Annotated in this window: 17 protein-coding genes; 8 read left to right on the plus strand and 9 right to left on the minus strand. The window is 45.6% G+C overall.

Annotated features, from left to right (window positions below):
* Positions 1-263: 263 nt before the first annotated feature.
* From crtH to PLE7327_RS12260, 3 genes are all read left to right on the plus strand, one after another.
* Positions 264-1,802: a carotenoid isomerase gene (gene crtH, locus PLE7327_RS12250; protein ID WP_015144140.1), complete on the plus strand. Its 1,539-nt coding sequence runs from the start codon at positions 264-266 to the stop codon at positions 1,800-1,802.
* Positions 1,803-1,985: 183 nt separating this feature from the next.
* Complete coding sequence (locus PLE7327_RS12255) at positions 1,986-3,422, plus strand: sensor histidine kinase KdpD (protein ID WP_015144141.1); 1,437 nt, start codon at positions 1,986-1,988, stop codon at positions 3,420-3,422.
* Positions 3,423-3,431: 9 nt separating this feature from the next.
* Positions 3,432-5,114: an AarF/ABC1/UbiB kinase family protein gene (locus PLE7327_RS12260; protein ID WP_015144142.1), complete on the plus strand. Its 1,683-nt coding sequence runs from the start codon at positions 3,432-3,434 to the stop codon at positions 5,112-5,114.
* Positions 5,115-5,215: 101 nt separating this feature from the next.
* Here the strand turns inward: PLE7327_RS12260 and PLE7327_RS12265 are convergent, their stop codons facing one another.
* Together PLE7327_RS12265 and PLE7327_RS12270 are read right to left on the minus strand one after the other, a co-directional pair.
* Positions 5,216-6,964, minus strand: a complete 1,749-nt coding sequence (locus PLE7327_RS12265; protein ID WP_144266119.1) for a cellulose-binding protein — start codon at positions 6,962-6,964, stop codon at positions 5,216-5,218.
* A 69-nt stretch (positions 6,965-7,033) separates the two neighbouring features.
* Positions 7,034-7,753 carry a sugar transferase gene (locus tag PLE7327_RS12270; RefSeq protein ID WP_015144144.1) on the minus strand — a complete coding sequence of 240 codons (720 nt, stop codon included), beginning with the start codon at positions 7,751-7,753 and terminating at the stop codon, positions 7,034-7,036.
* Between the two features lie 406 nt (positions 7,754-8,159).
* Between PLE7327_RS12270 and PLE7327_RS12275 the strand changes: the two genes are divergently transcribed.
* Positions 8,160-10,304 carry an Ig-like domain-containing protein gene (locus PLE7327_RS12275; RefSeq protein ID WP_015144145.1) on the plus strand — a complete coding sequence of 715 codons (2,145 nt, stop codon included), beginning with the start codon at positions 8,160-8,162 and terminating at the stop codon, positions 10,302-10,304.
* 53 nt (positions 10,305-10,357) lie between these two features.
* Here PLE7327_RS12275 and PLE7327_RS12280 read toward each other — a convergent pair whose 3' ends face one another.
* The 4 genes from PLE7327_RS12280 to PLE7327_RS12295 all read right to left on the minus strand — a co-directional run bounded on the left by PLE7327_RS12280 (position 10,358) and on the right by PLE7327_RS12295 (position 14,659).
* Complete coding sequence (locus PLE7327_RS12280) at positions 10,358-11,272, minus strand: sulfotransferase domain-containing protein (RefSeq protein WP_015144146.1); 915 nt, start codon at positions 11,270-11,272, stop codon at positions 10,358-10,360.
* Positions 11,262-12,245, minus strand: a complete 984-nt coding sequence (locus PLE7327_RS12285) for a glycosyltransferase family 2 protein (RefSeq protein ID WP_015144147.1) — start codon at positions 12,243-12,245, stop codon at positions 11,262-11,264. The genes PLE7327_RS12280 and PLE7327_RS12285 overlap by 11 nt, the downstream gene beginning before the upstream one ends.
* A gap of 121 nt (positions 12,246-12,366) precedes the next feature.
* Positions 12,367-13,782, minus strand: a complete 1,416-nt coding sequence (locus PLE7327_RS12290; protein ID WP_015144148.1) for a hypothetical protein — start codon at positions 13,780-13,782, stop codon at positions 12,367-12,369.
* A gap of 31 nt (positions 13,783-13,813) precedes the next feature.
* The gene (locus PLE7327_RS12295; RefSeq protein ID WP_015144149.1) at positions 13,814-14,659 is read right to left on the minus strand and encodes a 2OG-Fe(II) oxygenase; all 846 of its coding nucleotides are present in this window, start codon (positions 14,657-14,659) and stop codon (positions 13,814-13,816) included.
* Positions 14,660-15,110: 451 nt separating this feature from the next.
* Here PLE7327_RS12295 and PLE7327_RS12305 point away from each other — a divergent pair, with 451 nt between their 5' ends.
* The gene (locus tag PLE7327_RS12305) at positions 15,111-17,330 is read left to right on the plus strand and encodes a serine/threonine-protein kinase (protein ID WP_015144150.1); all 2,220 of its coding nucleotides are present in this window, start codon (positions 15,111-15,113) and stop codon (positions 17,328-17,330) included.
* 134 nt (positions 17,331-17,464) lie between these two features.
* Positions 17,465-19,891 carry a TIM-barrel domain-containing protein gene (locus tag PLE7327_RS12310; protein WP_015144151.1) on the plus strand — a complete coding sequence of 809 codons (2,427 nt, stop codon included), beginning with the start codon at positions 17,465-17,467 and terminating at the stop codon, positions 19,889-19,891.
* A 197-nt stretch (positions 19,892-20,088) separates the two neighbouring features.
* On the opposite strand, the gene msrB is transcribed toward PLE7327_RS12310, so the two are convergent.
* The 3 genes from msrB to PLE7327_RS12325 form a co-directional block, all read right to left on the minus strand.
* Positions 20,089-20,592: a peptide-methionine (R)-S-oxide reductase MsrB gene (gene msrB, locus PLE7327_RS12315; RefSeq protein WP_071880607.1), complete on the minus strand. Its 504-nt coding sequence runs from the start codon at positions 20,590-20,592 to the stop codon at positions 20,089-20,091.
* Positions 20,593-20,664: 72 nt separating this feature from the next.
* The gene (locus tag PLE7327_RS12320; RefSeq protein WP_015144153.1) at positions 20,665-21,087 is read right to left on the minus strand and encodes a VOC family protein; all 423 of its coding nucleotides are present in this window, start codon (positions 21,085-21,087) and stop codon (positions 20,665-20,667) included.
* A 180-nt stretch (positions 21,088-21,267) separates the two neighbouring features.
* Positions 21,268-22,911 (minus strand): alpha-keto acid decarboxylase family protein, encoded by a 1,644-nt coding sequence (locus PLE7327_RS12325; RefSeq protein ID WP_015144154.1) that lies wholly within the window; start codon positions 22,909-22,911, stop codon positions 21,268-21,270.
* Between the two features lie 204 nt (positions 22,912-23,115).
* Here PLE7327_RS12325 and PLE7327_RS12330 point away from each other — a divergent pair, with 204 nt between their 5' ends.
* On the plus strand, positions 23,116-23,415 hold the full coding sequence (locus tag PLE7327_RS12330) for a hypothetical protein (protein WP_015144155.1): 300 nt from the start codon (positions 23,116-23,118) through the stop codon (positions 23,413-23,415).
* 126 nt (positions 23,416-23,541) lie between these two features.
* Positions 23,542-25,848, plus strand: a complete 2,307-nt coding sequence (glgB, locus tag PLE7327_RS12335; protein ID WP_015144156.1) for a 1,4-alpha-glucan branching enzyme — start codon at positions 23,542-23,544, stop codon at positions 25,846-25,848.
* The last annotated feature ends 445 nt before the right edge of the window (positions 25,849-26,293 follow it).

Here is a 26,293-nt window from a genome sequence, read left to right on the forward strand (position 1 = left end):
TATGAGAAGTTAATATAAGCCTTATCCTTTTGCTCCTGCCTCACTCCGACTCTTACTTGTCGCAGAACTAGCAGTTTATTGAAAAAATATTGCAATTATATTGACAAAGTTTCCTAATAAGGCTATATTGATTCTAAAGTGTTCTCCTCTCAAGGATCGGCAGGTGGGACCGCTAAGTCAGTATAAGGGCGGCTCTCCTGTTTTTTTTAGCGATAAACTATAAGCTCAGGGATCTTTTCTATAATGTCTGCATAATCAATTATATGAGTGCCGTATCTCCAGCTCTCCAGCCTAACGAACCAGTAAATTCCTTAGAATACGACGTTATTGTCATAGGGTCTGGTATTGGCGGATTAGTTACCGCTACCCAACTCGCCTCTAAAGGCGCAAAAGTCTTAGTTTTAGAGCGATATCTCATTCCGGGCGGCAGTGCAGGCTACTTCGAGCGAGAAGGCTATCGCTTCGATGTCGGAGCTTCAATGATTTTTGGTTTCGGGACTCAAGGCACCACCAACCTCCTCACCCGTGCCCTTAAAGCTGTCAATATGAGTCTAGAAACCATTCCCGACTTGGTGCAGATTCACTATCACCTGCCCAACGGATTGGAGTTAAAAGTCTATCGCGATTATGAAAAATTTTTGCAAGAGTTAATCTCTCATTTCCCTCACGAACGACAAGGAATTCGCCGTTTCTACGACGAGTGCTGGAAAGTCTTTAACTGTCTTAATGCGATGGAGTTGCTTTCTCTAGAAGAACCTCGGTATCTAATGCGAGTTTTCTTCCAGCACCCCTTCGCCTGCCTGGGATTAATCAAATACCTGCCCCAAAACGCCGGAGATATTGCCCGCCGTTACATTAGCGACCCGCAACTGTTGAAATTTATCGATATGGAATGTTATTGTTGGTCGGTTGTCCCAGCCGATCGCACTCCTGCAATCAATGCCGGGATGGTCTTTTCTGACAGACATTATGGAGGAATTAACTATCCCAAAGGCGGCGTAGGTCAAATCGCTCAGAAGTTAGTCGAAGGATTGGTCAAAGCAGGCAGCGAAATTCAATATGGAGCGAGGGTTACGCAAATTCTCCTTGAGGGTGGCACAGCAGTCGGCGTTAAATTAGCCAACGGCAAACAATATCGGGCAAAGCGGATTGTTTCTAACGCCACTCGTTGGGACACGTTTGAGAAATTGCTGCCGTCCGAGGCGATGCCTGCTTCCGAAAAACGGTGGCAAAAGCGGTATCAGAAGTCGCCTAGTTTTCTAAGTCTGCATTTAGGGGTCAAGTCAGAAGTCCTGCCGTCGGGAACGGACTGCCACCACATTCTATTGGAAGATTGGGAGAAGATGGAGGATGAGGAGGGAACGATTTTTGTCTCGATCCCGACTTTGCTCGACCCAGACTTAGCTCCATCGGGACATCATATCATTCACACGTTTACGCCTAGCTGGATAGAACGATGGCGGGGACTCTCCCCAAAAGAGTATCAACACAAAAAGGAAGAAGCAGCAGAACGTATAATTAAGAGGCTGGAGAAAATTTTTCCCGGTTTGAGCGCTGGACTAGATTATCAGGAGGTGGGAACGCCTCGCACGCATCGCCGCTTCTTGGGTCGCGATGACGGGACATACGGACCGATTCCTCGCGGCAAGTTAGCAGGTTTATTAGGAATGCCCTTTAACCGAACTGCTATTCCCGGACTCTATTGCGTAGGAGATAGTACTTTTCCGGGACAGGGATTGAATGCGGTGGCATTTTCGGGTTTTGCTTGCGGTCATCGTATAGCAGTAGATTTAGGACTTTAGTTGGTTTCTAGTAAGTTATTTTTATGCTGGACTGCCGAATTCCGTAGATTTACGCTTGGGATAAGCATCAGAGAAGCGGATGATTGAGGTATAAAAAATCAGTCTGATGAATTCAGCAAAGACAATCGGAGCGAGCAGTCTGGCCATTTCGCCCTGGTTCAGCAGAAATATTTTGTAACGAAAATGTCTTATCCCGCCGAGTCTAACCAACTAGCCTACCAGCTCATGAAACTCATTCAATCGGGCGTTGGCGCTCGATCGCTCTTTTCGGAAATGGCTCGTACTGTAGGGCAAACATTCGGAGCGGATGTTTGCTTATTCGTAGCGAGTACCAGTGCTAGACCAAAGATTCAGGTAGGTTTCTGGGATAGCAAAGATTCCTCGACACTTCCTTTTGAGATAACCAAACAGTTTTTTTCCCATTCTCCAATCGCAGATATTTTAACCAGAACCGAGCCGTTAGAGATTACCGATCTTCAGGCGACTCTAAATCCGGCGACGGACGGCATGAATATTGCGCCACCTGGGTTTCTTGCTTCTGCGTCGGTACGAGATCGGGAGCGAGCTATGGCAGATTGGTTAGAAAACATGCCACTACGCGCCTTGCTGGGAATAACGACATACTTTCAAGAAAATGCCAATGGACTAATTATGGTCGGATATTTGCAACCCCATCAATGGACGGCAAAAGAGCATCAATGGTTACAAGTAGCTGCTGAAGTTGGAGCGATCGCTTATCATATCTCTCAACTGGAAAAAGTAACAAAAATTAATCTTGCGAAAGACTCTCTATCAGGAACGAGCAAGGTTTTTCCCCTAGAGAGCAACCAATTATTTAAAAAATGGTACGATTTAACTCACCAACAACTCGAACAGCAGCGACATTTAAATCAACTTCAAGACGAAATTATTACCGCTATCAGCGACCGCGCTAGAAATCCCTTGGCGAGCATGAAACTGGCGATGGAAATGCTCAGTAAAGATCGCAGTCAATCCCTGCCGCCAGAATCTGAAGCAAGGTACTGGGATATTCTCAAACAAGAATGGCAGCGACTGAACGATTTGATTAATAACATCGTGACTCTCAAGAAACTGGAGTCCCACGAAGTCGTCTTTAAGCCCGAAGCGGTTGCTCTCAAACCCCCGATCGAAGAATTAGTTCGGTCATTTCAACAGCAGTGGCAAGAAGATAAGCGCAAGCAATTAACGATCGCGATCGCGGAGCAATCGGACTTATCGCTGACTGCCTATACCGATCCCCAGCATCTGCGCAGTATTTTGAGCGAACTGTTGACCAATGCTGGCAAATTTTCCTTACCGGGGACGACAGTATCTCTGAGCGTTAGAGAAGAGGAAGGCCAAGTTGCGATCGCGGCGAGCAACATCAGTCGCGGGATTTCTGCTCAAGAGAGAGTTTATATTTTTGAACCGTTTCGTCGAGGAGAAGACGCGATCGAGCAGTCGATACCTGGAGTTGGATTGGGATTGTCTCTGGTCAAAAAGTTAGTCGAGCTTCTCAATGGTAAGATTGAGGTCGCTAGCCGTCCTACGGATAATTCAGATACTCATGTTACTTCTTTTACTTTTACGCTACCTCAATTTTGCGATCGCCAAACTTAGATAATTGTCATGCTCTTCAGGAGTAGAAAGTCTAAATTCCTGCGTTGGCAACGCCCTCAATATTCCCCCCTCGTGCGTCAGCTTGAAGTTTTTAGTGTCGTTACGCAATTTCTCTTTTACTTGGGATGGGATAAGTTCGCTGGAAATAACGACTCTAGGCGGAGGCATCGCCGTGCTAAGTGGTTAGTCAGACAATTACTCTATTTAGGTCCCACTTTTATTAAAATCGGACAATCGCTCTCTACCCGCGCCGATCTCCTTCCCATAGAGTACGTACAGGAATTACAGCAATTACAAGATCGAGTGCCGCCATTTGAGATTGCAGAAGCGATCGCCGTTATCGAATCCGAATTAGGTAAACCGATCGATTTTCTGTTTCAAGAGTTTGAGTCTACACCGCTAGCATCTGCGAGTTTGGGACAAGTTCATAGAGCGAGACTTCATACGGGAGAAAAAGTTGTCGTCAAAGTTCAGCGTCCGGGATTAGAAGAACTGTTTAATTTAGATTTTGAAGTTCTCCACCAACTGGTCAGAGCGGGAAAACGTTATTTACCAGCTCTAAAAAAGTACGATTTAGAAGCAATTTATGAGGAGTTTTTTGAACTGCTTTTTTTGGAAATCGACTATATTCACGAAGGCAAAAACGCCGATCGCTTCCAAGAAAACTTCAAAAATTATGCTCGCATTAAAGTTCCCAAAGTTTATTGGCAATATACGACAAAAAAGGTACTTACTTTAGAATACCTACCTGGTATCAAAATTGACGATCGCCAAAGTTTAGAAGCAAAAGGAATTAATCTCGACGAAATTATTCAATTAGGAATCTGTTCTTATCTCAAACAGTTATTACAGGATGGCTTTTTTCAATCCGATCCCCATCCCGGCAATATGGCAGTTAGTAGTAGCGGCGACCTAATTTTTTATGATTTTGGCACGATGGCAGAAGTGAAGTCAGTGGCTAAAGACCAAATGATAGAAACATTTTTTGCTGTCCTCAGAAAAGATACTGATAAAGTCGTTGAAACGATGATTTATATGGGGTTAATCGAACCGATGCGAGATCTGACCCCCGTTAAACGAATCGTTGCCTTTCTCTTAGAAGAGTTTCGCAATAAACCCATTGATATTAAAGCTTTCGAGCAAGTGGGAGAAGAAGTTTATTTGATGTTTAAACAGCAACCTTTTCGCCTTCCCGCTCAGATGACTTTTATTATTAAATCAATTACTACCCTCGATGGCATCGCTCGTGCCCTCGATCCCCAATATAATTTATTAGCAGCGAGCCAACCTTTTGTCCGAAGTCTTGCTGTCTCTAATGGTAAAGGAACGCTAGTTAGCGCATTGGCAAAACAAGTTAGAGAATTTATTAAAAATAAATGGCAACAACCTAGCGCTACAGAAAGATATCTGCGACGGTTAGAAGAAAAAATCGAACGGGGAGATTTGCAGTTACGAATTCGATCCTTAGAAAACGAACGAACTCTCAAACGAATTTATATGGCGATTAAAAGTTTAATTTATGCCTGCTTGACCGGGTTGACCTTGCTATCCGCAACAGTCTTGCTGTCAACAGCGTATAGTAAATTTGCCATTATTGCTTTTGGAGGAGCGGGACTGTTTAGTTTATTTTTACTACGTTCTTTAATTGCTTTAGCGCTTCAAGAAAAGCTCGATAAATTGGCGGATAAATAATTAAATCTTAACTGTTCGATCGCTAACAAGTTGTCCCAAAAGTATAGTTTGTTACGTTCTCCTGCACTGAGAATGACAAAATGGACTTTTCCAGATGTCCTCTAAGATTTCTGCTGTTTCGAGCTAGAGAAGCGGTCGAGTAAATCCAAAAAAGCATCGTACTTGGGGGTACTATCTTGCTCGACGTATTCCAATATTCCCCAACTGCCCCATTTACTAGGCTGACCGATGTCGCTGAAGTTAACAAACAATCCGCCACCTAACTCAAACCATTTCTTAATGTACTCCTTATAAATCTTTCCCATACGCGGGTTGCGATTTGCCTGAATAAACAACTCGGTAATGGCATCGTTATTTTCGACTCCATTAACTCCCGCCAAATGCTGACCGCCTTCATAGGCGAGAAGCTGTAAATTTTCTTGTCGGGCTAACTCGGCATGAGTCTCAATCCAGTTATAGGCTTGTTGCAAGGCGCCGCCGGGGGAACCGTCACTCAAGACCCCTCCTTTGGCGATCTCCTCAAAAAGCAAATCGAGTCCGCCATCGGCTTCAAGCGTCCAAATAACTACTTGGTCTTGATGCTTTGGCGAACCTAGATAACCGCCAAAGTAGGGAGCGATCGCGATCGCATCGATGCCGTATTCTTGATGAGATAGCGGGCGATCGCTCCGCGGATAAGAGAGTGCATCCTTAGCTACTTGGGGATTAGCAGCTTGTCCCGCCATGACTCCAATGACTCGATCTTTGTCTTTTCCAAAAACCCGATCCCAGATCTGCGTAATTTCCGTGGTGCGCTTGCCGTACCAACGCATTGCTTTGGTGTAGTCGGAGCCTTGAGTGCCGCTCAAATGCGCTTTTCCCTGCTGCAAAGCCCAACGATTTTGTGGAAATTTTCCATTCCAGACCTCGTTTGAGTACTCTACATAGACTTTGCGTCCCGGTTCGAGATTGTTTTCGACATACTGGGCAAAGTTGGCGATATACTCGTCGCTTGCCATGTGCGGCATAGTAAACCACGGATCGCTATTGGTGCGATTGGAAAGTTCGACCATGAGTTCTACAGGAACGCCCTTGATGGAGTATCTAGCGTCTTGCGGAGTCGGGCGATCGCTCCATTGACGCTGGGTAGAACCGTTGGTTGCCATCCAATCCATGAAACGGAAGACTTTAAAAGCTTTGACTTTCTCGATAAAGTCGGGATTGAAGATTTGACGTTGGTAGCTGTTTTCGTAAGCGATGGGAACGACGCGGATGTTGCGAAGGTAGTTGCCTGTTCTGTTGGGGTCGGTGGCGGTAATTTTTAACCAGATGCCAGCATTGGAGGGAGTGACATCGATAACATCTCGCCCAAAACGAGAGGCAGCTTGATTTTTTTTAGCGTCAAAGCCGTATTCAATCGTACCTTGTCCTTGATAGAGAACGACGTATTGTCCGCCGGGATAACGCCCTTGTAGGTCTCGGAACATGAGGGTACCGACGCTAGTGTATTGAGAACCGCTGCCGGGACGGGGTAGAGATTTGACCCAGCCGTTTTCGTCTAAATCTAACCGATCCGATTCTTTGGTATCCCACACTTTTTCATTTTGCGTTATCCAAGCTCCAGAGGATTTAAATGCATCGAGAAAAGGGTGTTGAGACGACCAGTAGCTGATGCCGCTGAGATTGGTTCCTATAGATGGCTCGCTTTTGACGGTGGGAGTAACTGGGTTTTTAGATTTTGAGATTTGCGGTAATGGAGTCTCAAGTTTTGAGGCAGGCGGGGAATCGAAATTCGAGATGAGATAGGAAACGATTGAGACTGAGATAACGGCGATCGCAAAAATTATCACAAACTTATATTTTCTCATCATCTTATTGGAGTCGAGTACCAAGCCTAACCTCAGTTTTGTTTCGAGCGTGAAATTGACAGGAGTTTCTTCTCAGCAAGCGCCACGCTTGTTGAAGACTACTTCAATCGTTTTGACAATCAAACTGATATCATACAGGAGCGACCATTGACGTTGGTAGTGAAGATCCATTTCAACGATCGACTCGAAATCTTTGATGTTGGATCTGCCTTTGACTTGCCACTCCCCAGTAATTCCCGGTTTGACTTTTAAACGCTCCCAATGATGATTTTCATAGCGCTTGACTTCATCAAGCGTTGGCGGTCGCGTACCGACAAGACTCATGTCTCCCATCAACACGTTCCAAAACTGCGGAAACTCGTCCAAACTGGTGCGGCGCAGAAACCTCCCAACTTTGGTGATGCGCGGGTCGTTTTCATTTTTGAAGATGTGTCCGCTAGCTTCATTTTCGACAAGATGTTTTATTTTGTCAGCGCCGACTACCATCGAGCGAAACTTCCAAATTTGGAAAGGTTTTCCGTTCAAACCGCAACGGATCTGACTATATAGTAGCGGACCGGGGTCGAAAACTGCCATGGCGATCGCAACCGCGATCGCGATCCCCGCGGTCAGTACCAAGCCTGCTATTGCCCCTACAATATCGATTAAGCGCTTCACTTTACTTGTAACTGAGGGATGTACTAAACCGGAATAAAAATCCCAACTGTCACCAACAAGTCCCTCTTGGGATAAATACTTGAGTAATTGAGCGTCAATCTCTGAAATTTCGGAGACTTTAGAGTAAGAAACCATTTTTCAGCGTTTTAACACTCCTTAACACCTTACCTATATCAACGAAGATATAGGAATAACGTTCGCGATCGCGTATACACAGTGTATACAGAGAAGCCAGATTTTGCCTTGCTCGCGTAAAAGATGTTGCTAGCTTTGTTTGTTTAATAATTTTTTTTTATTGTATGGTTAATAACAAAAACCTACAAAAAATCTTAATTTTCTGGTAGAGTATTTTTTCTTTTAAAGTTAGTAAGAGAGAACGGACAAAGCGCGCTGTAAGCGCCGGAGCTAGGCGTGTGTTCTTAAATATTGTCTTTTAAAAAGCAAAAATACCAAGAAAATTTCTAGAAAAAGGCTATAATAGCGACGACAAATTTTCCCTAGGAAACTGTAACAACTTATCTTTTTTGTTTGCGAATTGCTAATGGCAGAAACCAAACTTGACTCTCTGACTCGCAGAAGAATTCCGAGTCGAACTCTTGAAGCAGACTTATCAGAAAGCGGCATAGTTCCCCTTGCTGGCGAAGTATCCGATGACGAACTGCTAAGAGACTCGCCGTCTAACGAGACTTCTAAGATAGAAACGGCAAATGCACAAACAGCTTCAGGCGAACAGAATGAGGCAAACGCTCAGACAACTGATGGAAGTTCCGGGAACACTCCCACTCCACCAAGCGATGGCACTTCTACCCCGCCAAGCGATGGCGCTCCTACAGCCAACGACGACCAGAGTACAACCCTTCCCGATACTCCAGTAACAATTCCAGCTACAGATTTATTGAGAAATGACAGCGACCCCAATGGCGACTCTTTGAAGATAGCGGAAGTGACCAATCCCACCAACGGCGGCGTTGCTTTGGATAATGAGGGGAATGTCGTCTTCACGCCTACAGCGGGTTTTACTGGCGATGCCAGTTTTCAATACACTGTCGATGACGGTAGCGGGGGACGAGATGCTGCGACAGTAACTGTTTCTGTTGCCCCTGCCCAGTCAGGCTCCCTACAGATAGGCACCAATTTGAGCGGGATTGCCTATTATTCGACCCAACAGCCTTTTATTAATGCTTTCAAATCCGCTAAAGCCTGGGTAACTCAGAACGATCGAACTTTTGATACTGGGGAATCGGAGCTTTTGGATCTCGATGAAAACGGTTGGGTTAGATCGCTACCAGCGCCGGAAGCAGCACCTCAATACGATTCTGTCGGTACTATACTCTTTAGAAACCAAGGAGAGTATCTCTATCCCGGCGGGCAGTACATCGTACTTTATGATGGAGAAGGGACTCTCGAATATGGCTTTGATGCCAAGAAAAATCAAGCTGCTTCCACTCCGGGCAGAGACGTGATTGATGTCACCCCTTCTCAAAGTGGTATTTTTCTGAGAATTACCGCTACCGATCCCAATAACAATGGCAATTATATCCGTAACATTCGGGTGATTCCCGCCAATGCCGAAAATACCTATCAAACCGAACCTTTTAACCCAGCCTTTCTAGAAAAAACCCAGCCCTTTGCCGCATTGCGGTTTATGGACTGGATGGACACCAATAATTCCGAGCAAAAGGCGTGGAGCGATCGCCCAACGCCAGACGATGCAAAATACGACGTCAAAGGCGTGCCAGTCGAAACGATGGTCGATCTGGCTAACCGAATTGATAGCGATCCGTGGTTTACCATGCCGCACATGGCAAGCGACGAGTATATCGCTAACTTTGCCCAGTATGTCGAAAACAATCTCGAACCGGGGCGCAAAGTTTATGTGGAACTTTCCAATGAAGTTTGGAATCCCGACTTTGCTCAACATCAATATGCCCTAGAGCAGGCAAAACAGGAATTTCCAAATTCTGGCGAGAACGACTTTAATCTGAGATTGGACTGGTACGGGAAACGTTCCACTGAGGTATTCGGAATTTGGGAGCGGGTGTTTGCGGATAACCCAGACCGTGTCGTTGGCGTAATTGGAGCGCAATCTGCCAACATAGCAACCGCTGAAAGAGTCCTAGAATATGCCTGGGCATCCAATCCTCAGACCAATAAAGAATACGGTGTTGATGCGATCGCGATCGCTCCCTATATTGGATACGAACTGGGCACTCGTAAGAATGCAAGTGAAGTCGAAAGTTGGACGAAAGATCCAGATGGCGGACTCAATAAGCTGTTTGATGAAATTACGCAAGGAGGTGTCCTCAGCAACGGATATAAAGGAGGATCGCTCAAACAAGCCTACGATCGGATAGCAGCTTACTCAGCTCTGACAAGGCGAGAAGGGTTAGAGTTGCTCGGCGCTGAGAGCGGTCAGAGTCTCGTAGGCATACAAGGGGTCGAAAATAATGCAGCGATTACCAACCTGTTTGCTAAGGCTAACCAAGATCCTCGAATAGGAGAAATCTACCGACAGTATTACGATAAATGGAACGAGTTAGGCGGTGGTTTAATAGCCCACTTTAGCGATATCTCTCTTCCCAACAAATTCAATACTTTTGGAGCGCTAGAACACGTCAATCAACCGGGGTCTCCCAAATATGATGCCTTGGTATCTTTAATCAATGCAGCATCAGCGCCAACATAAAGCGTTAGGACAGGAGTAGGGATGGTGGAGAACCGTCCCTACATGTCTGCGCTCTAAACCTTAGGAAGAGATTTCGCGCTGGCGTTGTTAACCCAATTGGAAGAACTTGCTTGCGCTACGGCTTTAAAGTTATCGCAAGACAGCTCTAGCCCTAACCAAGAACCCAGCACGGTCAAATCTTCATCAAAAATAGCTTGCAATCGTTCTATTTGTTCGGGTTGCAGTTCTGGCTTCTTTTTCAACATCCATAAACTTTTTACCCGATTGCGAAAACTTTTAGGCACAAACTGCTTTCGCAAATCGCTCAACAGAGGCGCTTCGACTAGAAAATCGCGCCAATTGCTCTTGCGCATACGTTCGACAGAAACGTTCTGAGCGCTCAATTGAGTGTCCCAAACGGGTTGACCCATGTAACCGATAAACTGGCAAATTCGTTCGAGTTCTTGCTGGGGAAATTTAATCGCTCGCTCGAAAAATACGGGTAGGACTCGCTCTCGACCAAAAGCTTCAAAATAGGGTTCGAGTTGTCTGCTATATCGGCTGTACTCGATGAGTTCTGGATGTTTCGCGATCGCCCGATTAATATCGACGGAAATTACCCGTTGAGTCCACTCGTGAATATACTGAGATACCAAGCGATCGATGGGGTGGCGCATCACATAAATCAGCTTGACATCCGGTCGATGTTGCTTGATGCGTTCGATAGTTTTGGGATAGGTTGGTAGCTTAGTGTAGTGAGTACTCGATTCCCCTCGCAGAGCGCCTACTGGGGCTGACTCGAAATGGGATAAATACCATTCTATGCCTTTAGCATACTGGTCGTCGTCGCTAAAAAAATTAGGTTCTTTCAACTCGGTCATAAAAATGCCCGGTTGTAAGGCTAGTTGTTCGTGAAGCGTGCTAGTCGCACATTTCATCGCGCCTATAATAATAAAGTCAGGAGGCTTGCTCAAGTTATTACCGCTCATTGGTTTCTATTTGACTTTTCTTAACAGAGAGGGATGAAGATTGCAAAGGGTTGCGCCAGTTCGTCCAAATATCTCTAGCTGCTTGCTCGCTGATATGCGACTGTCTGTTGCCTGCCAATTCGCGAACCAGCGAAACGCTGCGACCGGCTAGCCAAAATAGGTTAGCCATCCACAATCCGGGCGCGCCATAAAATTTTCTGTAGTATCGCGATCGCGAAGCATACAGGTAGGCTGGAGGACGCTTGCGAGTTGCGATCGCCGATTTAACCGAGCTACTTCCCCCGCGCAAATGAACGACCCTAGCATAGGGGTAGTGAAGAATTTTCCATCCTGCCCTCCTAACTCGGCGGCAATAGTCGGTATCGTCGAAATACATAAAATACCCTTCATCCATCGAGCCAACCCGTTCGATAACCTCGCGCCGAATTAACACGCAGGCAAAACTGATCCAGTCGGGTTCGATGGGAGCGTCGGCGACGGGGAGAGAAACCTCGTACTTTTCGAGCAGCTTGGTAATCGGTCCGGTTGCCGCTGCATCGATAAATTCGCCGATTGGGGAATGATAGCGAAAGCAACTTCTTTGGGGCGTACCGTCGAGCCATTCCAGGCGAGGACCGATAATGCCGGCTTCTGGATGGTCATCTTTAGCAACCAGAAGCTTGGCGATCGCGCCCGGTCGCACGATCGTATCGCTATTCAATAACAGATAAGCATCGGCTGTCAAGGCTGCGATGCCCAAATTATTTCCGGCGGAAAACCCCCCATTCACTGGAGAAGCGATTACTTTTACCCATTGACTCCAGCCGTTCTCGGCAATTGACCCTTCGATTTGCGCGATCGAGTCGTCAGCCGAGGCGTTATCAACAATCGCCACTGCATCGCGACCGACTTCAATTTCAGTTTGGAGAGAAGCCAAACAGTCGATGACTAGCTTAGGAGTACGATAGTTAATGATAATTATGGCAAGACGCATCAAGGTACTTTAGATTTGAGAGAATAGATTTGAGAGGAAATTTTTGAGAATCGCTTGAAATCGACTATTTTAATAACATTGGGTTTAAATTTAACACGCTTGTAGCAAAAAGACTTCCATTCTAAAACTCTCTTAGTCGAGCTAGAGAACGCTTCGTTTTGAGCGTGCGATTGCGATGGCTCGCGCGGCTGCCTGATGCCACGGACTTGTCTTTTTTACTCAATGCCAATCCCGATAGTCCTCCGCTAATCATTGGATATATCGGCAGAAAATGACCATTAATCAGACAATTTACCATATATAAAACTAAAGCGACTCCCAAGGCTGCGGCGGGGGCGACTTTGGGATTAAACCAAGTTTTTACCGGATAGCCAAACCAGCCAAAACAGATAACTGGGACGAGCATCGAAGCGGTTAAACTCACCAAGCCAACTAGTCCGTTCACCCCAAAGGCAATAATCCATAAACTATCCGTAACGGAGATATCTACCATGTCTCCTTCCCAGTTCTCCTCCAGAACCCGACTGCGACCCCATCCTCCCCAGCCGAAAACCATTCTTTCCATTGCCTTCGCTCTCAAGAGTTCTTCGTTATCAAATCTGAATTGCAAGGACTGAGCACGTTCTGGGCTAAAGAGTTGGGATGCCAAAGAGACGATCCTGTCTCCATCAAAGCTTCCGCTAACTGCCAGATAGAGGTAAAAACAGATCCCCAAAATCAAAAACAACAGTGGCAAGTTCGTGCGACCCCATTTAGCAACAAACAGCACCGTCATTCCGAACATAAGGAATAACAAGGCTCCTGACGATTTGAGCAAAACAAATGTCGCAATGAATGCAATTACCGCATAGTGTAATGGAATCTCCCAGATAGTCTTCGGCTGTTCGGCTTTCCACAACCAAATTGCTATCAAGGTTACTGTCATCATCCACAGAGCGACGACGAGTCCGTGCTCCATGAACACCATAGGTCTCCATCCCCCTTGGCGTATAGCTTGAGAAACTCCCGAACCATGAGCGTAGTAGCCATAGATCGTATTGTGGAGCTGGGGACTCATGCGAATTTCATACAGGCACAGCGGCACATAAAGGAGTCCGCCTTTAACGATGTTGATAGCCAACTCCTTCAATCCAGCCAAATTGCCCAAATAGAGACGACCGATGAAATAGGGCAATCCCCAAGCCGCCGAACGCCCAAGGGTTTCGTTAACGGCATCGTAAGCGCCCAAACCATTTAACAGCGATGAAAAAGCCGGGCAAATACACCATAGTAGCATTGGCAAATCGACCCAGGCTGGCTTAAAGGCTCGCAAGCGCCCGAAATCAAACAAAAAAATTCCCAGCAAGATAGCATAGCAAGTTGCTAGCGCTCCCTGATAATCGGGAATGAGCGGCAATTTAAAACCGGCTTTTTGGGGTAAAAAGAGCAAGCCGCCGATAAAACTGACTATAATTGCCGTCCGAGGTGGAAAACGGACGAAAAAAAACAGAACGATCGGCAACCAAAGGATCATTACTAATTGGGCTTGAGGAGACATCGGCTTGCCCGGTAAAACAATAAACTAACTTTTAGTTTGACTTAAACCTTTTATTATTGCTTAAGGATCGCTTGGCTTCAAGGATGATGGGAGGAACTAGCTTTTTCAGAAACGCTTTTACCGAGGAGGAAGAAGAAGATTTTTCGGTTAAATCTTCTTCCGGTCTGGCTTGAAATAAGGTTGAATGCTGCCCAGAGACTTCTTTGGCAGGTCGCCCGTTACTGTAATAATAGAGTGCCAAAGATTTTCTCGTTCTTCCTTCAGGACAATTTAACGGTTCGGGATGTCCGTGATAGGAAAAATCGGTTGTATTGAAGATGACGCAGCGATTAAAAACTGGCAGAATTTTTTTCTGGCATCTAATCATCTCGGGATCCCACAACTCTAGGTGTCCGCCATATTCCTCTTGCCAGTCTTTATTGAGATAGAGCAGGAGATTTAAGCGACGATCCAAAAGCAATCGATCGTGGCGATTAAAGTCTGCATGGATCTTCAAGTAACCGCCTTTTTCAATTTGGTGGAGTCCTCCGCCAACAAAGTGGGGATCGGGAATAAGTCCTTCAATTCCCGTGAGTTTTTCCAAAAAACTGACAAAGATCGAAGAATTCAATTGATACATGAGCAAACGGGTAATTTCTCCCATTTGTAGCTCGGAAGTAGAAGCCAGTTTTTTTTCGGCAACGTTCTCAAATTTTTTCCAATTAATTGCGCCCGGTTTGGGAAATTCATTAAGAATCCCGTTCAAGACAGTTTCAGGAAGAAATCGATCGATAATGACATGGGGAAAGGGCTGAGCTTGCGCGTAAACTTCCCGATATTTAGTGACTAAATCGTCTAAATAATCTGGATTTAGACAGAACATCGAGGTAGATTGCATAAAATTCTCCGATTTTCTAGCATTACTCAAATGTCCGAGTTTGCTGATGAACAGAGTGGTTCTGAAAATAATAGCGCGAAGACTGTTTATTTCTCGTAAAGATAAAAACAAGCAAAATTAAAGGTAAAGATTGCACATGCCTATCCGTTCTACACTTTCGGTGACAAAAAGCTAATCGATCGATTAAATCTTAAAATGGCAACGGACAAAACACCAGCTAGCACTAAAATATCAATCGTGCGCGAGATAATCGGCACAACAACCAAGCGATTCCTTTGCTGTGGCGACATGTTTGGCGATGACTTCTTTTCTGGTAATGGTAATATAAATCCCTACCAGCTAAAGATTGTGAACGTCGTATCAATTTTCGGAAAATCTAGCATCTCTTCCGAATTTTAGAGACGAAAAGCTACGATCGGATCGATCGCTCTGTGGGGAATGTGAAGGATATATGAACAGTTTTCGCTCTACAAACGTAGCACCCGGTCAAAAATTAAGCGGACGCTACCAAATTCTTTCTCAGCTAGGACAAGGAGGATTTGGTAGGACGCTTTTAGCCAAGGATTTATACTTACCCGGTCAACCCAAGTGCGTCGTCAAGCAGTTGCAACCTTCAGCAACCGACCCTAATTCGTTACAAGTTGCCAGACGTTTATTCGACACGGAAGCGCAAATTTTATATAAACTTGGTATCCATCCCCAAATTCCCCAGTTATTTGCTTATTTTGAAGAAAATCAAGAATTTTATCTGGTTCAGGAATATATTGAAGGAGAAAATCTCGATCGAGAATTACATTCTAAGCAGAGAATAAGCGAAGAGAGCGTCATCGATCTCTTATATGAAATTTTAGAAATTTTAGCTTTCGTTCACCAACAAAATGTTATCCATCGCGATGTCAATCCTTATAATCTTATCCGACGCAAAGAGGATGGAAAATTAGTTTTAATTGATTTTGGTGCGGTCAAGCAAATTACCACTCAAATGGTACAAGCGAGTGAAAAAAATTATACAGTTCCGATTGGAACTCCCGGCTATTTTCCTAGCGAGCAAGCGATGGGTTATCCTAAATTGAGTAGTGATATCTATGCAGTAGGAATCATTGGAATTCAAGCGCTGATAGGTTGCTTGCCCGAACAAATTCCTAGCAATTCCCAGACAGGAGAAATTAACTGGCACAGTTTAATTAAAGTTAATCCTGGATTGACTTATGTTTTAGATATGATGGTTCGCTATGATTTTCGCGATCGTTATACCTCGGCAACAGAAGCATTGGAAGCTGTTAGAAAATTGAGGGCTTCTAATAGCAAAACCATTGGCGGGAAAATGATTGCTGTTTCTAGTAATAAAACTGTTGGAGGAAAAACACTTGTCGTTGGCAACAATAAATCTTTCTCTAATTTTCAAATTGACTTAACAAGAATAAGGGGATGGTTAGCCAAAGGAACGATTTTTATGGGAATTGTGGGAGTAGGGGCAGCTATCTTTGTTGGCATTAATCATTTTCTCGCTGCTAATAATGCCACGGATTTATATCGGCAAGGCAATATATTGTATGAACTGAAAGATTACGATCGCGCTTTAGCTGCCTATGAACAAGCTTTAAAAATTCGCCCAGAATATGGAGAAGCTTGGCAAGGAAAAGGCGATGTTTTTCAAGCTCAAAAACGCTATAAAGAATCTCTGATCGCTTACGAAAAAGCAATTCAAATTCAGCCCAATCGTTGGCAACCTCGCTTAGGTCGCGCTCAAGTACTCGATAAATTAGGAAAAAATCAAGAAGCGATCGAGACTTATAAAAAGGTTATTAAAATTAAACCTAATCTGGCAGAAGCTTGGCTGGGACTCGCTCAAGTCCAGATGGAGTTAAATCAATATTCAGAAGCGATAGCATCCTACGATCGCCTGCTAAAAATGCAACCCGAAAATTCATTAGCTTGGTATCAACAAGGTTGGGCGTGGCAAAATTTACGAGAGTATGAAAAAGCGATAAAATCTTACGATAAGGCAGTAGACATTAAGCCGGATTTATCATCGGCTTGGTATCAGAAAGGCAATGTGTTGATGAATTTAGAAGAATATGAAAAGGCGGTTGAGGCATATGCAAAAGCAGTACAGTTTCAACCCAAACTGCATCAAGCCTGGTACAGTCAAGGAATTGCTTTAAGTAAATTGGGACGCAACGAAGAGGCGATCGCAGCTTATTCTCAAGCCACTCAAGTTAAATCGAATTATGCTCAAGCTTGGTATCAAAAAGGCTGGATGTTACATCAACTCAAGCGTTATGAAGAAGCTATTTCAGCTTACGATACTGTCATTCGCTTGCGACCGAGCGATTACCAAGCATGGTACAACAAAGGCAATGTTTTATATAACTTAGGCAATTACGAAGGGGCGATCGCTGCTTACAAGCAAACCGTTGCGATCGAAAGAGACTACTATCAAGCCTGGAATAGCCAAGGCAATGCCCTACTTCTACTCAAGCGATACGATGAGGCAGTTAATGCCTACGATCGCGCTTTGCGCTACCAACCCGATTATCGACAAGCACAAGAAGGAAAAGCACAAGCCCAATCTTTATTGCGATTGCAACAGCAAAAACTTCAGGAGCAACAAGAGAATGACAACAATGAAGAAAAAGAAAATGAGGGAATAGGAAATATTGAAAACTAAAACTTAAAAAATATAGGGAAGGCTCATAGGCAAAGTCCACTTAAGCGGACTCTTTTGAATTATTCGCAGAATTTTTTGGCATACAAGGAATAATAGAACAGGAAATCAAAGAATAATTCCAGGAGAGCGATCGCTTGGACTATCAGAAAGAGAGTAATTGCGTGATTTGTGGAACGGCGCGTTTTAGTGCTTTGAGCCAAGGGTTAGTTCGCTTGGAATGGTCGGCTGAAGGAAAATTTGAAAATCGCCCCACCGTTCAAGCGATCGCTCGATCCGAACCGATCCCTTTTCAGGAAATTTCCACCGATTCGGAAGGAATTTTACACCTGAAAACCGAACTGATTCATATTGCCTATCAACCAAATTGTGTACCTTTTAATGATGTTAATTTAAAGATTACCTGGCAGTGCGGCGATCGCTGCGGTACTTGGCATCCTTCTACCATTGATTTCCAGAACTTAGGCGGCACTTTTACCAGCCTCGATCTCATCCATCGCAATTGGCTTCCTAAAGGCATTCATCCAGCTTCGGTGGGATTGAGCTATCCCCATGCCCAACAGTGGCTCTACAGGCCTCTCAAATCGATTCATCGGCATCTGCGAGAGCGAGGACAGACAACCCACTTTGAAGAGCCGCCCCTGTGGTATTTGGAGCGCTTTCGCCAGTCAGACTTAACTCCCCAAGATCGAGAACATCTCCAACAGTGGCATCATTTCCCGCCCGGATTGCTCAGCCGCAGCGGCTACAGCGTTCTCAACGACTCTGCCAGCGCTCCAATCGTTGATGGATGGGTAAGCGATCGCGATCGCTTTAACACTCAAGATTGGTATTTTTTCGCCTATGGACTCGATTACAATTACGCTCTAGCGGATTTCGTGGGATTGTGCGGGCGAATTCCCATGTTGCCACGCTGGGCGTTTGGCATCTGGTTCTCTCTCTACGACGAGCTGAGCGAAGAAGATTATCGCCAACTGCTAGAGCAATTTGAAGAATTAAAGCTTCCCCTAGACGTACTAATTCTCGATGTAGATTGGCATCTTTGGGGCTGGTGCGGTTGGGATTGGAATCAAGACTTGTTACCCAATCCCCCTCAGTTCCTGCAATGGGTGCATCAACTCGGACTGCACGTCGGCGCTAACGTTCATCTCGAAGGCTTGCCGCCATCCGACAGCCATTTCTCGGATCTCTGTCGATCGCGAGGACTCGATCCAGAAGCCGTTAAGGCAGGGCGAGTCTTTGCCATAAAAAATCCCACGGCTGATTGGATTTTTGAGCCATGGCATGCCGATGGCATCGGCTCATACAAACCTACGCAAGACGAATTAGAGGAAGGCTGGCTTTTGTTCGATCTCGCTCGACAGTCAGAGGCTCGTCCCTTTATGGAGCAGCTTCACCGTCCGCGCGAGGAAGATGGCATCGATTTTTGGTGGATTGATGGCTCCAATGCCACCCATGCGGGCGTTAATGCCCAACTATGGACGAACCACGTTTACTATACTCACTTAGAAAGTCAGCGCGATCGCCGCGCGATGATCCTCTCTCGCGCTGGCGGCATCGGTTCCCATCGCTATCCCATTCAGTTTTCTGCCGATACTTATTCCCACTGGGAAGTACTTGAGTTTCTCGTCGAGTTTACCGTGCGATCGGGTAATGTGGGAGTTGCTTACTGGTCGCACGATTTAGGCGGATTTTTTAATCAGATTTTAGGCGTTCCCTACATCGACCCAGAATTGTTCGTGCGCTGGGTACAATTTGGCTGCTGGACTCCGATAGTGCGATTGCATTCAGACCACGGGCGGCGAGAGCCTTGGGCTTACGGACGCAAAGTTCTCGAAGCTATCCGTCGAGCCTTTCACAGCCACGTTCAATTCGTTCCCTACTTCTATCACCTCAGCTATATCGCCCATCAAACCGGTCTTCCTTTGTGCCGTCCCCTCTACTTGAACTATCCAGAGGATGAAGAAGCTTACCAAGTACTGACGCAATATATGCTAGGGGATTTCGTTTTAGTCGCACCAGTGGTCGAATCTGGGGGCGATCGCTCTGTTTATCTTCCGGCAGGCAATTGGTGGGAGCGGGAAACGGGAACGCCCTATTCGGGTTCTCAGTATTTAAATCTTTTTGTTCCCATCGAGCGCGTGCCAGTCTTTGTTAAATCTGGATCTATTCTGCCGCTTCAACCCGTTTCGCTTCGAGTTGGCAACGCGCCTCCCAATCTCCTGATTTTAGAGGTTTATGTAGGCGCGTCGGGAGAGTTAGATTTCTATGAAGACGATGGAGAAAGCCTAGACTACCGTACCAAAGGAGGCAGCCAGCGCCTTTTTAGGCTAGACTCCGAGGGAGATTATCATCGCTTGAGTTGCGATCCAGTTCGAGGCAGCTACAGAGGAATGCCTTCGGAACGCGACTTTCAGATTCGCTGGATCGGACTGAAAAAAGTCTATCGAGTTGAGGCTCAAGGTGTTGCGATCGCGTCTCGTCAATGGGTAGGAAATAGATTAGAAATAACTCTGAAAAATGTGCCTCAGACGGCTAAATGGTCTGTCGTCGTAACGACTTAGAGGCTATTTAGAGGGGTTGGATCGCGCTGAAGGGAAACGGGAAAACTGGGAGATGGGGAGACAGGGGGACAAGGAAGAAGACAAACTACTGACTACCAATATCGTTTTTAGAAATTCCTGCTACAAATAACCCTTTTTCCCGCCAACATCTCCCAAACTTCTCACTCTCCCCTCTCTTTTTATCCCGATCGAAAGGCTCAAGATTGCTCTGGAATAAACTTGAGCGCTACTCCATTCATACAATACCGCTGTCCGGTTGGTGCTGGACCATCGTTAAACACGTGACCGAGATGTCCGCCACAGCGACGGCAATGAACCTCGGTTCTAACCATAAAAAGGGATCTATCTACCGAGGTAGCGATCGCATTTTCAAGAGGGGCATAGAAGCTAGGCCATCCAGTTCCGCTATTGTACTTGGTTTCGGATGAAAATAAAGGCAATCCGCACCCAGCACAGACGTATGTCCCCGGTGCATATTGTTTGTCGAGAGGGCTAGTACCAGCGCGTTCGGTTCCGTGTTTTCGCAACACTTGAAACTGTTCTGGGGTTAGAATTTCGCGCCATTGTGCTTCTGTTTTAGTAATCTCGAATTCATTGTTTTTTGAAACTGCCATAAGGCTCGATCTCCAAGGTAGATAACGCCATAACCAGGCAGCACCGACGATTGCAGCGCTAGCCCGGAAAAAATTCCGTCTCTTTATAAATTAACATTAATTAACATTGACGAAGTGCAAGGTACTCCGCCGTTTCACGGCGGAGTACCTTGCACTCGACTAACCCACCATTGCCACCGTAAGGGCAACCTCCTGACCATAAGAGAGTTCGAGCGTATGTCCGTCGGGATCGCTCAAGAAAGCCCAATATCCAACCGGATACCCCGAATCGCATGGCCCCTCCAATAAAATACCTTCGGCTCTTGCCTCGTGGCAAAGGCGATCGACCTCTTCTCGACTCCGGCAACCTACTCCTAAATGGGCGATCGGAGATAGAATGGGGTCTACCTTTGGCATTTGGATGAGAACGACAACAAAAGGTCTTGTCCGATCTGAAATCCAGACGACTTCAGTCGATGTTGTGTCGGTTCGATCGATACGACGGTGGACAACACTCATGCCAGCATACTTTGAGTAGAAAGCGAGGCTGCGTTCTACATTACTTACAGACAAGGCGATGTGGGTTAGTCCAATATCGGTCATCGGTGAAAGTCAAAACTTCAGCTAAGCCAGCGCTGAAGTTGTCTATGATACAAAATTTATCTTTTTCCATCATAGCAACTAGATTTTTAGTGAAACGAAGTGCGATCGTGCCTCCTACTTTCAGTAATGTTTTAACGAGAGATAATTCTCTAGTTAGTATTGATTCATTCCGAATACAGGTTATTGAGATCCAATTCGTTCGCCCAAGGCGCTAGATAATCGCTTGAGAGCAGGCGAAGTATCTTGGGGATCTAAATGTACGTCGAGAATGCAAAAACCTTCAGAATAAGCCTGACTTTGCATCAGTGCAGCTTCCAATTCATCTTCGGTATTAACTTCAAACCCCAAACCCGCACCCAATAACTCTGTAATGCGGCTATATCGCCAATTTAATATATCATTAAAAGCACCATCGCGCATCGGACGCTCGGTTGCGTAACCTTTATTGTTGAGAACGATAACGATGGGATTGAGACCGTAACGAACCACGGTAGACAACTCTATCCCCGTCATTTGGAACGCACCGTCTCCCACCAAAACTAAAGGACGAAGGCTGGGATTGGCAAATTGAGCGCCGATGCTAGCAGGAACGGCAAATCCCACTGAGGCATAATAAGCTGGCGAGACAAATCGAGATTTGTCATGGATAAACAATTCTAAGCCAGCAAATAAAGCATCGCCCACATCTGCGATCGCGATCGTGTTTTTATCGATAAATGAGTTTAATCGCCCAAACAAGCGAGCGATAGTTATCGGTTGACCACTAATCGGAGAAAAGCTCGCAGGAATTTTGAGAGGATTTGTCACTATAGATTCTCGACGACGAATGTCGGCTGCCAGTAAACCTCGGACAAAATCTTGCAGGCGAATTTCTTCGTAATTGTGCCAACGAATCGAAGTTTTTTCGCTAGTAACGTAGATAGAATGTTTCGGATTGAGATCGGCAGTAAAAATTCCCAAATTGATATCCGATAGAAACGTCCCCAGCATAATTAAGCAATCGCTAGACTCGACATATTCGCGAGTGTATTCCTGTCCCATCGCCCCTTGGTACAAACCGATATAGTTGGGATGTAACTCGCTAATTACCGATTTGCCGAGTAGGGTTTGTGCGATGGGCATATTTGTTTTTTCTACCAATTGCAGCAGTTCTTCCTGAAGTCCAAACCGATTCATTTCGACGCCAGCAAGAATTACGGGTTGCCGAGCATTATTAATTAATGTCACTGCCTCATTGAGGGCTTCGTTGAGAACCTCGGCATGACTGGCTTCTGGCTGTTTGACGGCTTGGTAGTTAGGATTTCCAGTCACGAATACCATATCGCGAGGCAATTCGATATAGACTGGGCGCTTGTATTTCAAAGCCGCAGCGATTACGCGATCGATCTCCTGGAAAGCGATGTTAGGATTATCTAAAACGGTAGAAGCGATAGTGAGTTCTTGAAAAACTTTGTATTGCGTATCGAACTCGCGCACCTTGTGGTGCAACAGGGGATTTCTAATCCGTTCGTTCTTTCCAGGCGCTCCGCTAATGACAACAACTGGAGATTTCTCAGCAAAAGCTTGAGCAGTCGTATTGGTGACTTTCAATCCTCCCACGCAATAGGTAATGCAAACCACTCCCAATCCCCGCAAGCGAGCATAGGCATCGGCGGCAAACCCCGCTCCTTGCTCGTCGCAGGTGTTGATAAACTCGATCGCACTCTCTTCGAGCAGTTTGTCAAACCCCAAGACGAAATCGCCGGGAACTCCAAAAGCGTGACGAACGCCGCATTCAAGAAGTTTTTCGATTAAATAATTGCCGATGCTAGTTGAAGGGTTCATATCGCATTTTATTTCGCTGTTGTATTTATTGTGAAAGTTTTTACTGGAAATGCACATTCGATCGCCGAGCAAGTCTCCTTGCGATCGCAAACATGGGTCGGGTAACTTTTAATAAGCGAGTCAAACCCGAAATGGCTAGATTTTACCGATCTTCTTTATAATTAAAATCGCGGCTAGAAGCTGAGACAAAAATAGCAATAATAGATGTATCGAAAATTACTTTCCTTCGGAATCGGCATTAGCTTAGGATTAGCTTCGACGGGAATGCAAGTAACTGTTGCGCTGCCGCCACCAGAGGATATTCCAGAGGAAGTATTGCGCACGGAGATAATTCTCGAAGCGCGATCGCCCCTTGACGGTCAACCTTTATCGGCTGCCGAATATGCCCAATTAGAGGCACAAATAGCCAAAAGTTCCTATCCTCCTCAACTCAGCTCGCAAATACAGCAGTTAATCTTTCTGCTCAACATCCGTAAGTTTTTTACAATCCTCTTTCCCTTTTGAAAAAAATCAAGTTGACACAAAACGCCTAGTGTCATTTACAATTTGTAGAAAAAATTAACAATTAAAGAGAAGACAAAGTCAAACCGCTTTTAAACTCCCGTTTGTAAATAAGAGATTAGTAGTTTAATGTCAACAACGATTTCCCCCGAACAGGTCAGTCAAATAGTCAACAACCTGCATCACGATCCTTTTGAAATATTGGGATGCCACTCCTTAGAGAACAATAACGGTAAAACGAAACAATGGATAGTGAGAGCTTATTTACCCAAAGCGCAAGCAGCATGGGTCATTTGTCCGATAGAACGCCAGGAATATCCCATGCAAGCCGTGCATCATCCTCACTTTTTTGAATGCGCGATCGAACTCCCAGAACTAAAAAACTATCAGTTGCGGATTCGAGAAGGAGAACGCGAACGGGTAATTTACGACCCCTATGCTTTTCATTCGCCAAAACTGACCGATTACGACCTACACCTGTTTGCGGAAGGAAATCACCATCGCATTTACGAAAAATTAGGCGCTCATTTGACCGAAATCGATGGAGTCAAAGGCGTTTATTTTGCCCTCTGGGCGCCCAACGCTCGCAACGTGTCTGTCTTGGGCGATTTCAATAACTGGGATGGCAGGCTTCACCAAATGCGGAAACACAACAACACTGTTTGGGAACTGTTTATTCCTGGAATTGGTGCTGGTGCGAATTATAAATACGAAGTCAAAAACTGGGAAGGACATATCTACGAAAAATCCGATCCCTACGGTTTCCAGCAAGAAGTCAGGCCGAAAACTGCTTCTATCGTCACCGATTTGAGCACCTACCAATGGAACGACGACGAGTGGATGGAAAAACGCCGCCATAGCGATCCCCTCACCCAACCCATTTCCGTCTATGAAGTCCATTTAGGATCCTGGATGCACGCTTCTGCTAGCGAAAAACCCCACTTGCTTGGTAGAAAGGGAGAACCCGTACCAGTATCGGAATGGAACACGGAAGCGCGGTTCCTCACTTACTACGAACTAGCCCACAAGCTGATTCCCTATGTCAAAGAGATGGGATATACCCATATAGAATTATTGCCGATCGCCGAGCATCCTTTCGACGGTTCCTGGGGCTATCAAGTAACCGGGTATTATGCTCCTACCTCCCGTTACGGCACTCCGGAAGACTTTATGTATTTCGTCGATAAGTGCCATGAAAACGGTATTGGGGTGATTGTAGACTGGGTACCCGGACACTTTCCTAAAGACGGACACGGCTTAGCATTCTTTGACGGCACTCACCTTTACGAACACGCCGATCCTCGCAAAGGAGAACATAAAGAATGGGGAACTTTAGTCTTTAACTATAGTCGCAACGAAGTTCGCAACTTCCTAGTTGCCAACGCTCTTTTCTGGTTTGACAAATATCACATCGACGGCATTCGAGTCGATGCAGTTGCTTCCATGCTCTATCTCGATTATTGCCGTAAAGACGGAGAATGGCTTCCCAACGAATATGGGGGTAGAGAAAATCTCGAAGCTGTCGAATTCCTGCGTCAGGTAAATACCGTTCTCTTTCAATACTTCCCAGGCGTACTTTCCATTGCAGAAGAGTCAACTGCATGGGCGATGGTGTCTTGGCCTGCCTATATGGGGGGGTTGGGTTTCAATCTCAAGTGGAACATGGGCTGGATGCACGATATGCTCGATTACTTTAGCATGGATCCCTGGTTCCGCCAGTTCCATCAGAATAATATCACCTTCAGCATGTGGTATCACCACAGCGAAAATTTCATGCTAGCGTTGTCCCACGATGAAATCGTCCACGGCAAAAGTAATATGATAGGCAAAATGCCGGGAGACGAATGGCAGAAATATGCTAACGTTCGTTGTTTGTTTGCCTATATGTTCGCCCACCCCGGCAAAAAGACCATGTTCATGAGCATGGAATTCGGTCAGTGGAGCGAGTGGAATGTTTGGGGCGATCTCGAATGGAATCTTTTGCAATACGAACCCCATCAAAAGCTGAAACAGTTTTTTGCCGACCTCAACGCCCTGTACAAGAGCGAACCCGCGCTCTACACTCGCGATTTCGAGCAAGAAGGATTTCAGTGGATCGATTGTAGCGACAATCGCCATAGCGTTGTTTCCTTTATTCGTCGCGCCAAAAATCCGACCGAGTTTGTCGTGACGGTTTGTAATTTTACGCCACAACCCCACAGTCACTACCGCATTGGCGTTCCCGAACCGGGATTCTACACCGAACTATTTAATAGCGATGCTCGCAAGTACGGCGGGAGCAATATGGGCAATCTAGGCGGTAAATGGACGGATGAATGGACGTTTCATAATTTTCCCTATTCTCTCGATCTATGTTTGCCGCCTTTAGCGGTTTTGGTGCTGAAGTTAGATCGCGCTAAGACAGCAGAGGCGATGAAGCAAGTTCGAGGCGAGTAGTTAGAGCGATAGGACTTACGCACTCACTTGTCATGCCAGGATGCCATTAAAAATACAGAATTCAGAGTCGTTGCCCGGTAATATCAAATCCGTTTGATTAGCCATAAGATAGTACGAGTTGGAAGCTCGCGACTTTTGTTGGCCGCACTCCTTTTTTGTGGTTGTCTAACCGGATTTAATATAACTATGAAAGCGGTAGCTTTCCCAACTTTTCCTGAGATTTAGCGGCGTTTTGCTGGCTATTGGCGCTTTTTTTGCATATGACACTTTGAGCAACTCCCGCTAGCCTGGAATAACCAAACCTTGCATGATAAATTTCCTTGATTTCTATCATTGGTTATGTAATTCCAAAGAAAAAAAGGGAAAACTAAGAGCAGGGCGATCGCGCATCGAGTGACTAATTTTTTATTGCTCGATTCTGCTGACGAGCGATCGACCCTTTTTT

It is taken from the genome of Pleurocapsa sp. PCC 7327 (assembly GCF_000317025.1).
In the GTDB taxonomy this organism is placed as follows: domain Bacteria; phylum Cyanobacteriota; class Cyanobacteriia; order Cyanobacteriales; family Microcystaceae; genus Hydrococcus.

What these genes read in the sequence shown, in the direction of transcription:
- crtH (WP_015144140.1), top strand. Translation starts at nt 264, where the DNA reads ATGAGTGCCGTATCTCCAGCTCTCCAGCCTAACGAACCAGTAAATTCC.
- PLE7327_RS12255 (WP_015144141.1), top strand. Translation starts at nt 1,986, where the DNA reads ATGTCTTATCCCGCCGAGTCTAACCAACTAGCCTACCAGCTCATGAAA.
- PLE7327_RS12260 (WP_015144142.1), top strand. Translation starts at nt 3,432, where the DNA reads ATGCTCTTCAGGAGTAGAAAGTCTAAATTCCTGCGTTGGCAACGCCCT.
- PLE7327_RS12265 (WP_144266119.1), bottom strand. Translation starts at nt 6,964, where the DNA reads ATGATGAGAAAATATAAGTTTGTGATAATTTTTGCGATCGCCGTTATC.
- PLE7327_RS12270 (WP_015144144.1), bottom strand. Translation starts at nt 7,753, where the DNA reads ATGGTTTCTTACTCTAAAGTCTCCGAAATTTCAGAGATTGACGCTCAA.
- PLE7327_RS12275 (WP_015144145.1), top strand. Translation starts at nt 8,160, where the DNA reads ATGGCAGAAACCAAACTTGACTCTCTGACTCGCAGAAGAATTCCGAGT.
- PLE7327_RS12280 (WP_015144146.1), bottom strand. Translation starts at nt 11,272, where the DNA reads ATGAGCGGTAATAACTTGAGCAAGCCTCCTGACTTTATTATTATAGGC.
- PLE7327_RS12285 (WP_015144147.1), bottom strand. Translation starts at nt 12,245, where the DNA reads ATGCGTCTTGCCATAATTATCATTAACTATCGTACTCCTAAGCTAGTC.
- PLE7327_RS12290 (WP_015144148.1), bottom strand. Translation starts at nt 13,782, where the DNA reads ATGTCTCCTCAAGCCCAATTAGTAATGATCCTTTGGTTGCCGATCGTT.
- PLE7327_RS12295 (WP_015144149.1), bottom strand. Translation starts at nt 14,659, where the DNA reads ATGCAATCTACCTCGATGTTCTGTCTAAATCCAGATTATTTAGACGAT.
- PLE7327_RS12305 (WP_015144150.1), top strand. Translation starts at nt 15,111, where the DNA reads ATGAACAGTTTTCGCTCTACAAACGTAGCACCCGGTCAAAAATTAAGC.
- PLE7327_RS12320 (WP_015144153.1), bottom strand. Translation starts at nt 21,087, where the DNA reads ATGACCGATATTGGACTAACCCACATCGCCTTGTCTGTAAGTAATGTA.
- PLE7327_RS12325 (WP_015144154.1), bottom strand. Translation starts at nt 22,911, where the DNA reads ATGAACCCTTCAACTAGCATCGGCAATTATTTAATCGAAAAACTTCTT.
- PLE7327_RS12330 (WP_015144155.1), top strand. Translation starts at nt 23,116, where the DNA reads ATGTATCGAAAATTACTTTCCTTCGGAATCGGCATTAGCTTAGGATTA.
- glgB (WP_015144156.1), top strand. Translation starts at nt 23,542, where the DNA reads ATGTCAACAACGATTTCCCCCGAACAGGTCAGTCAAATAGTCAACAAC.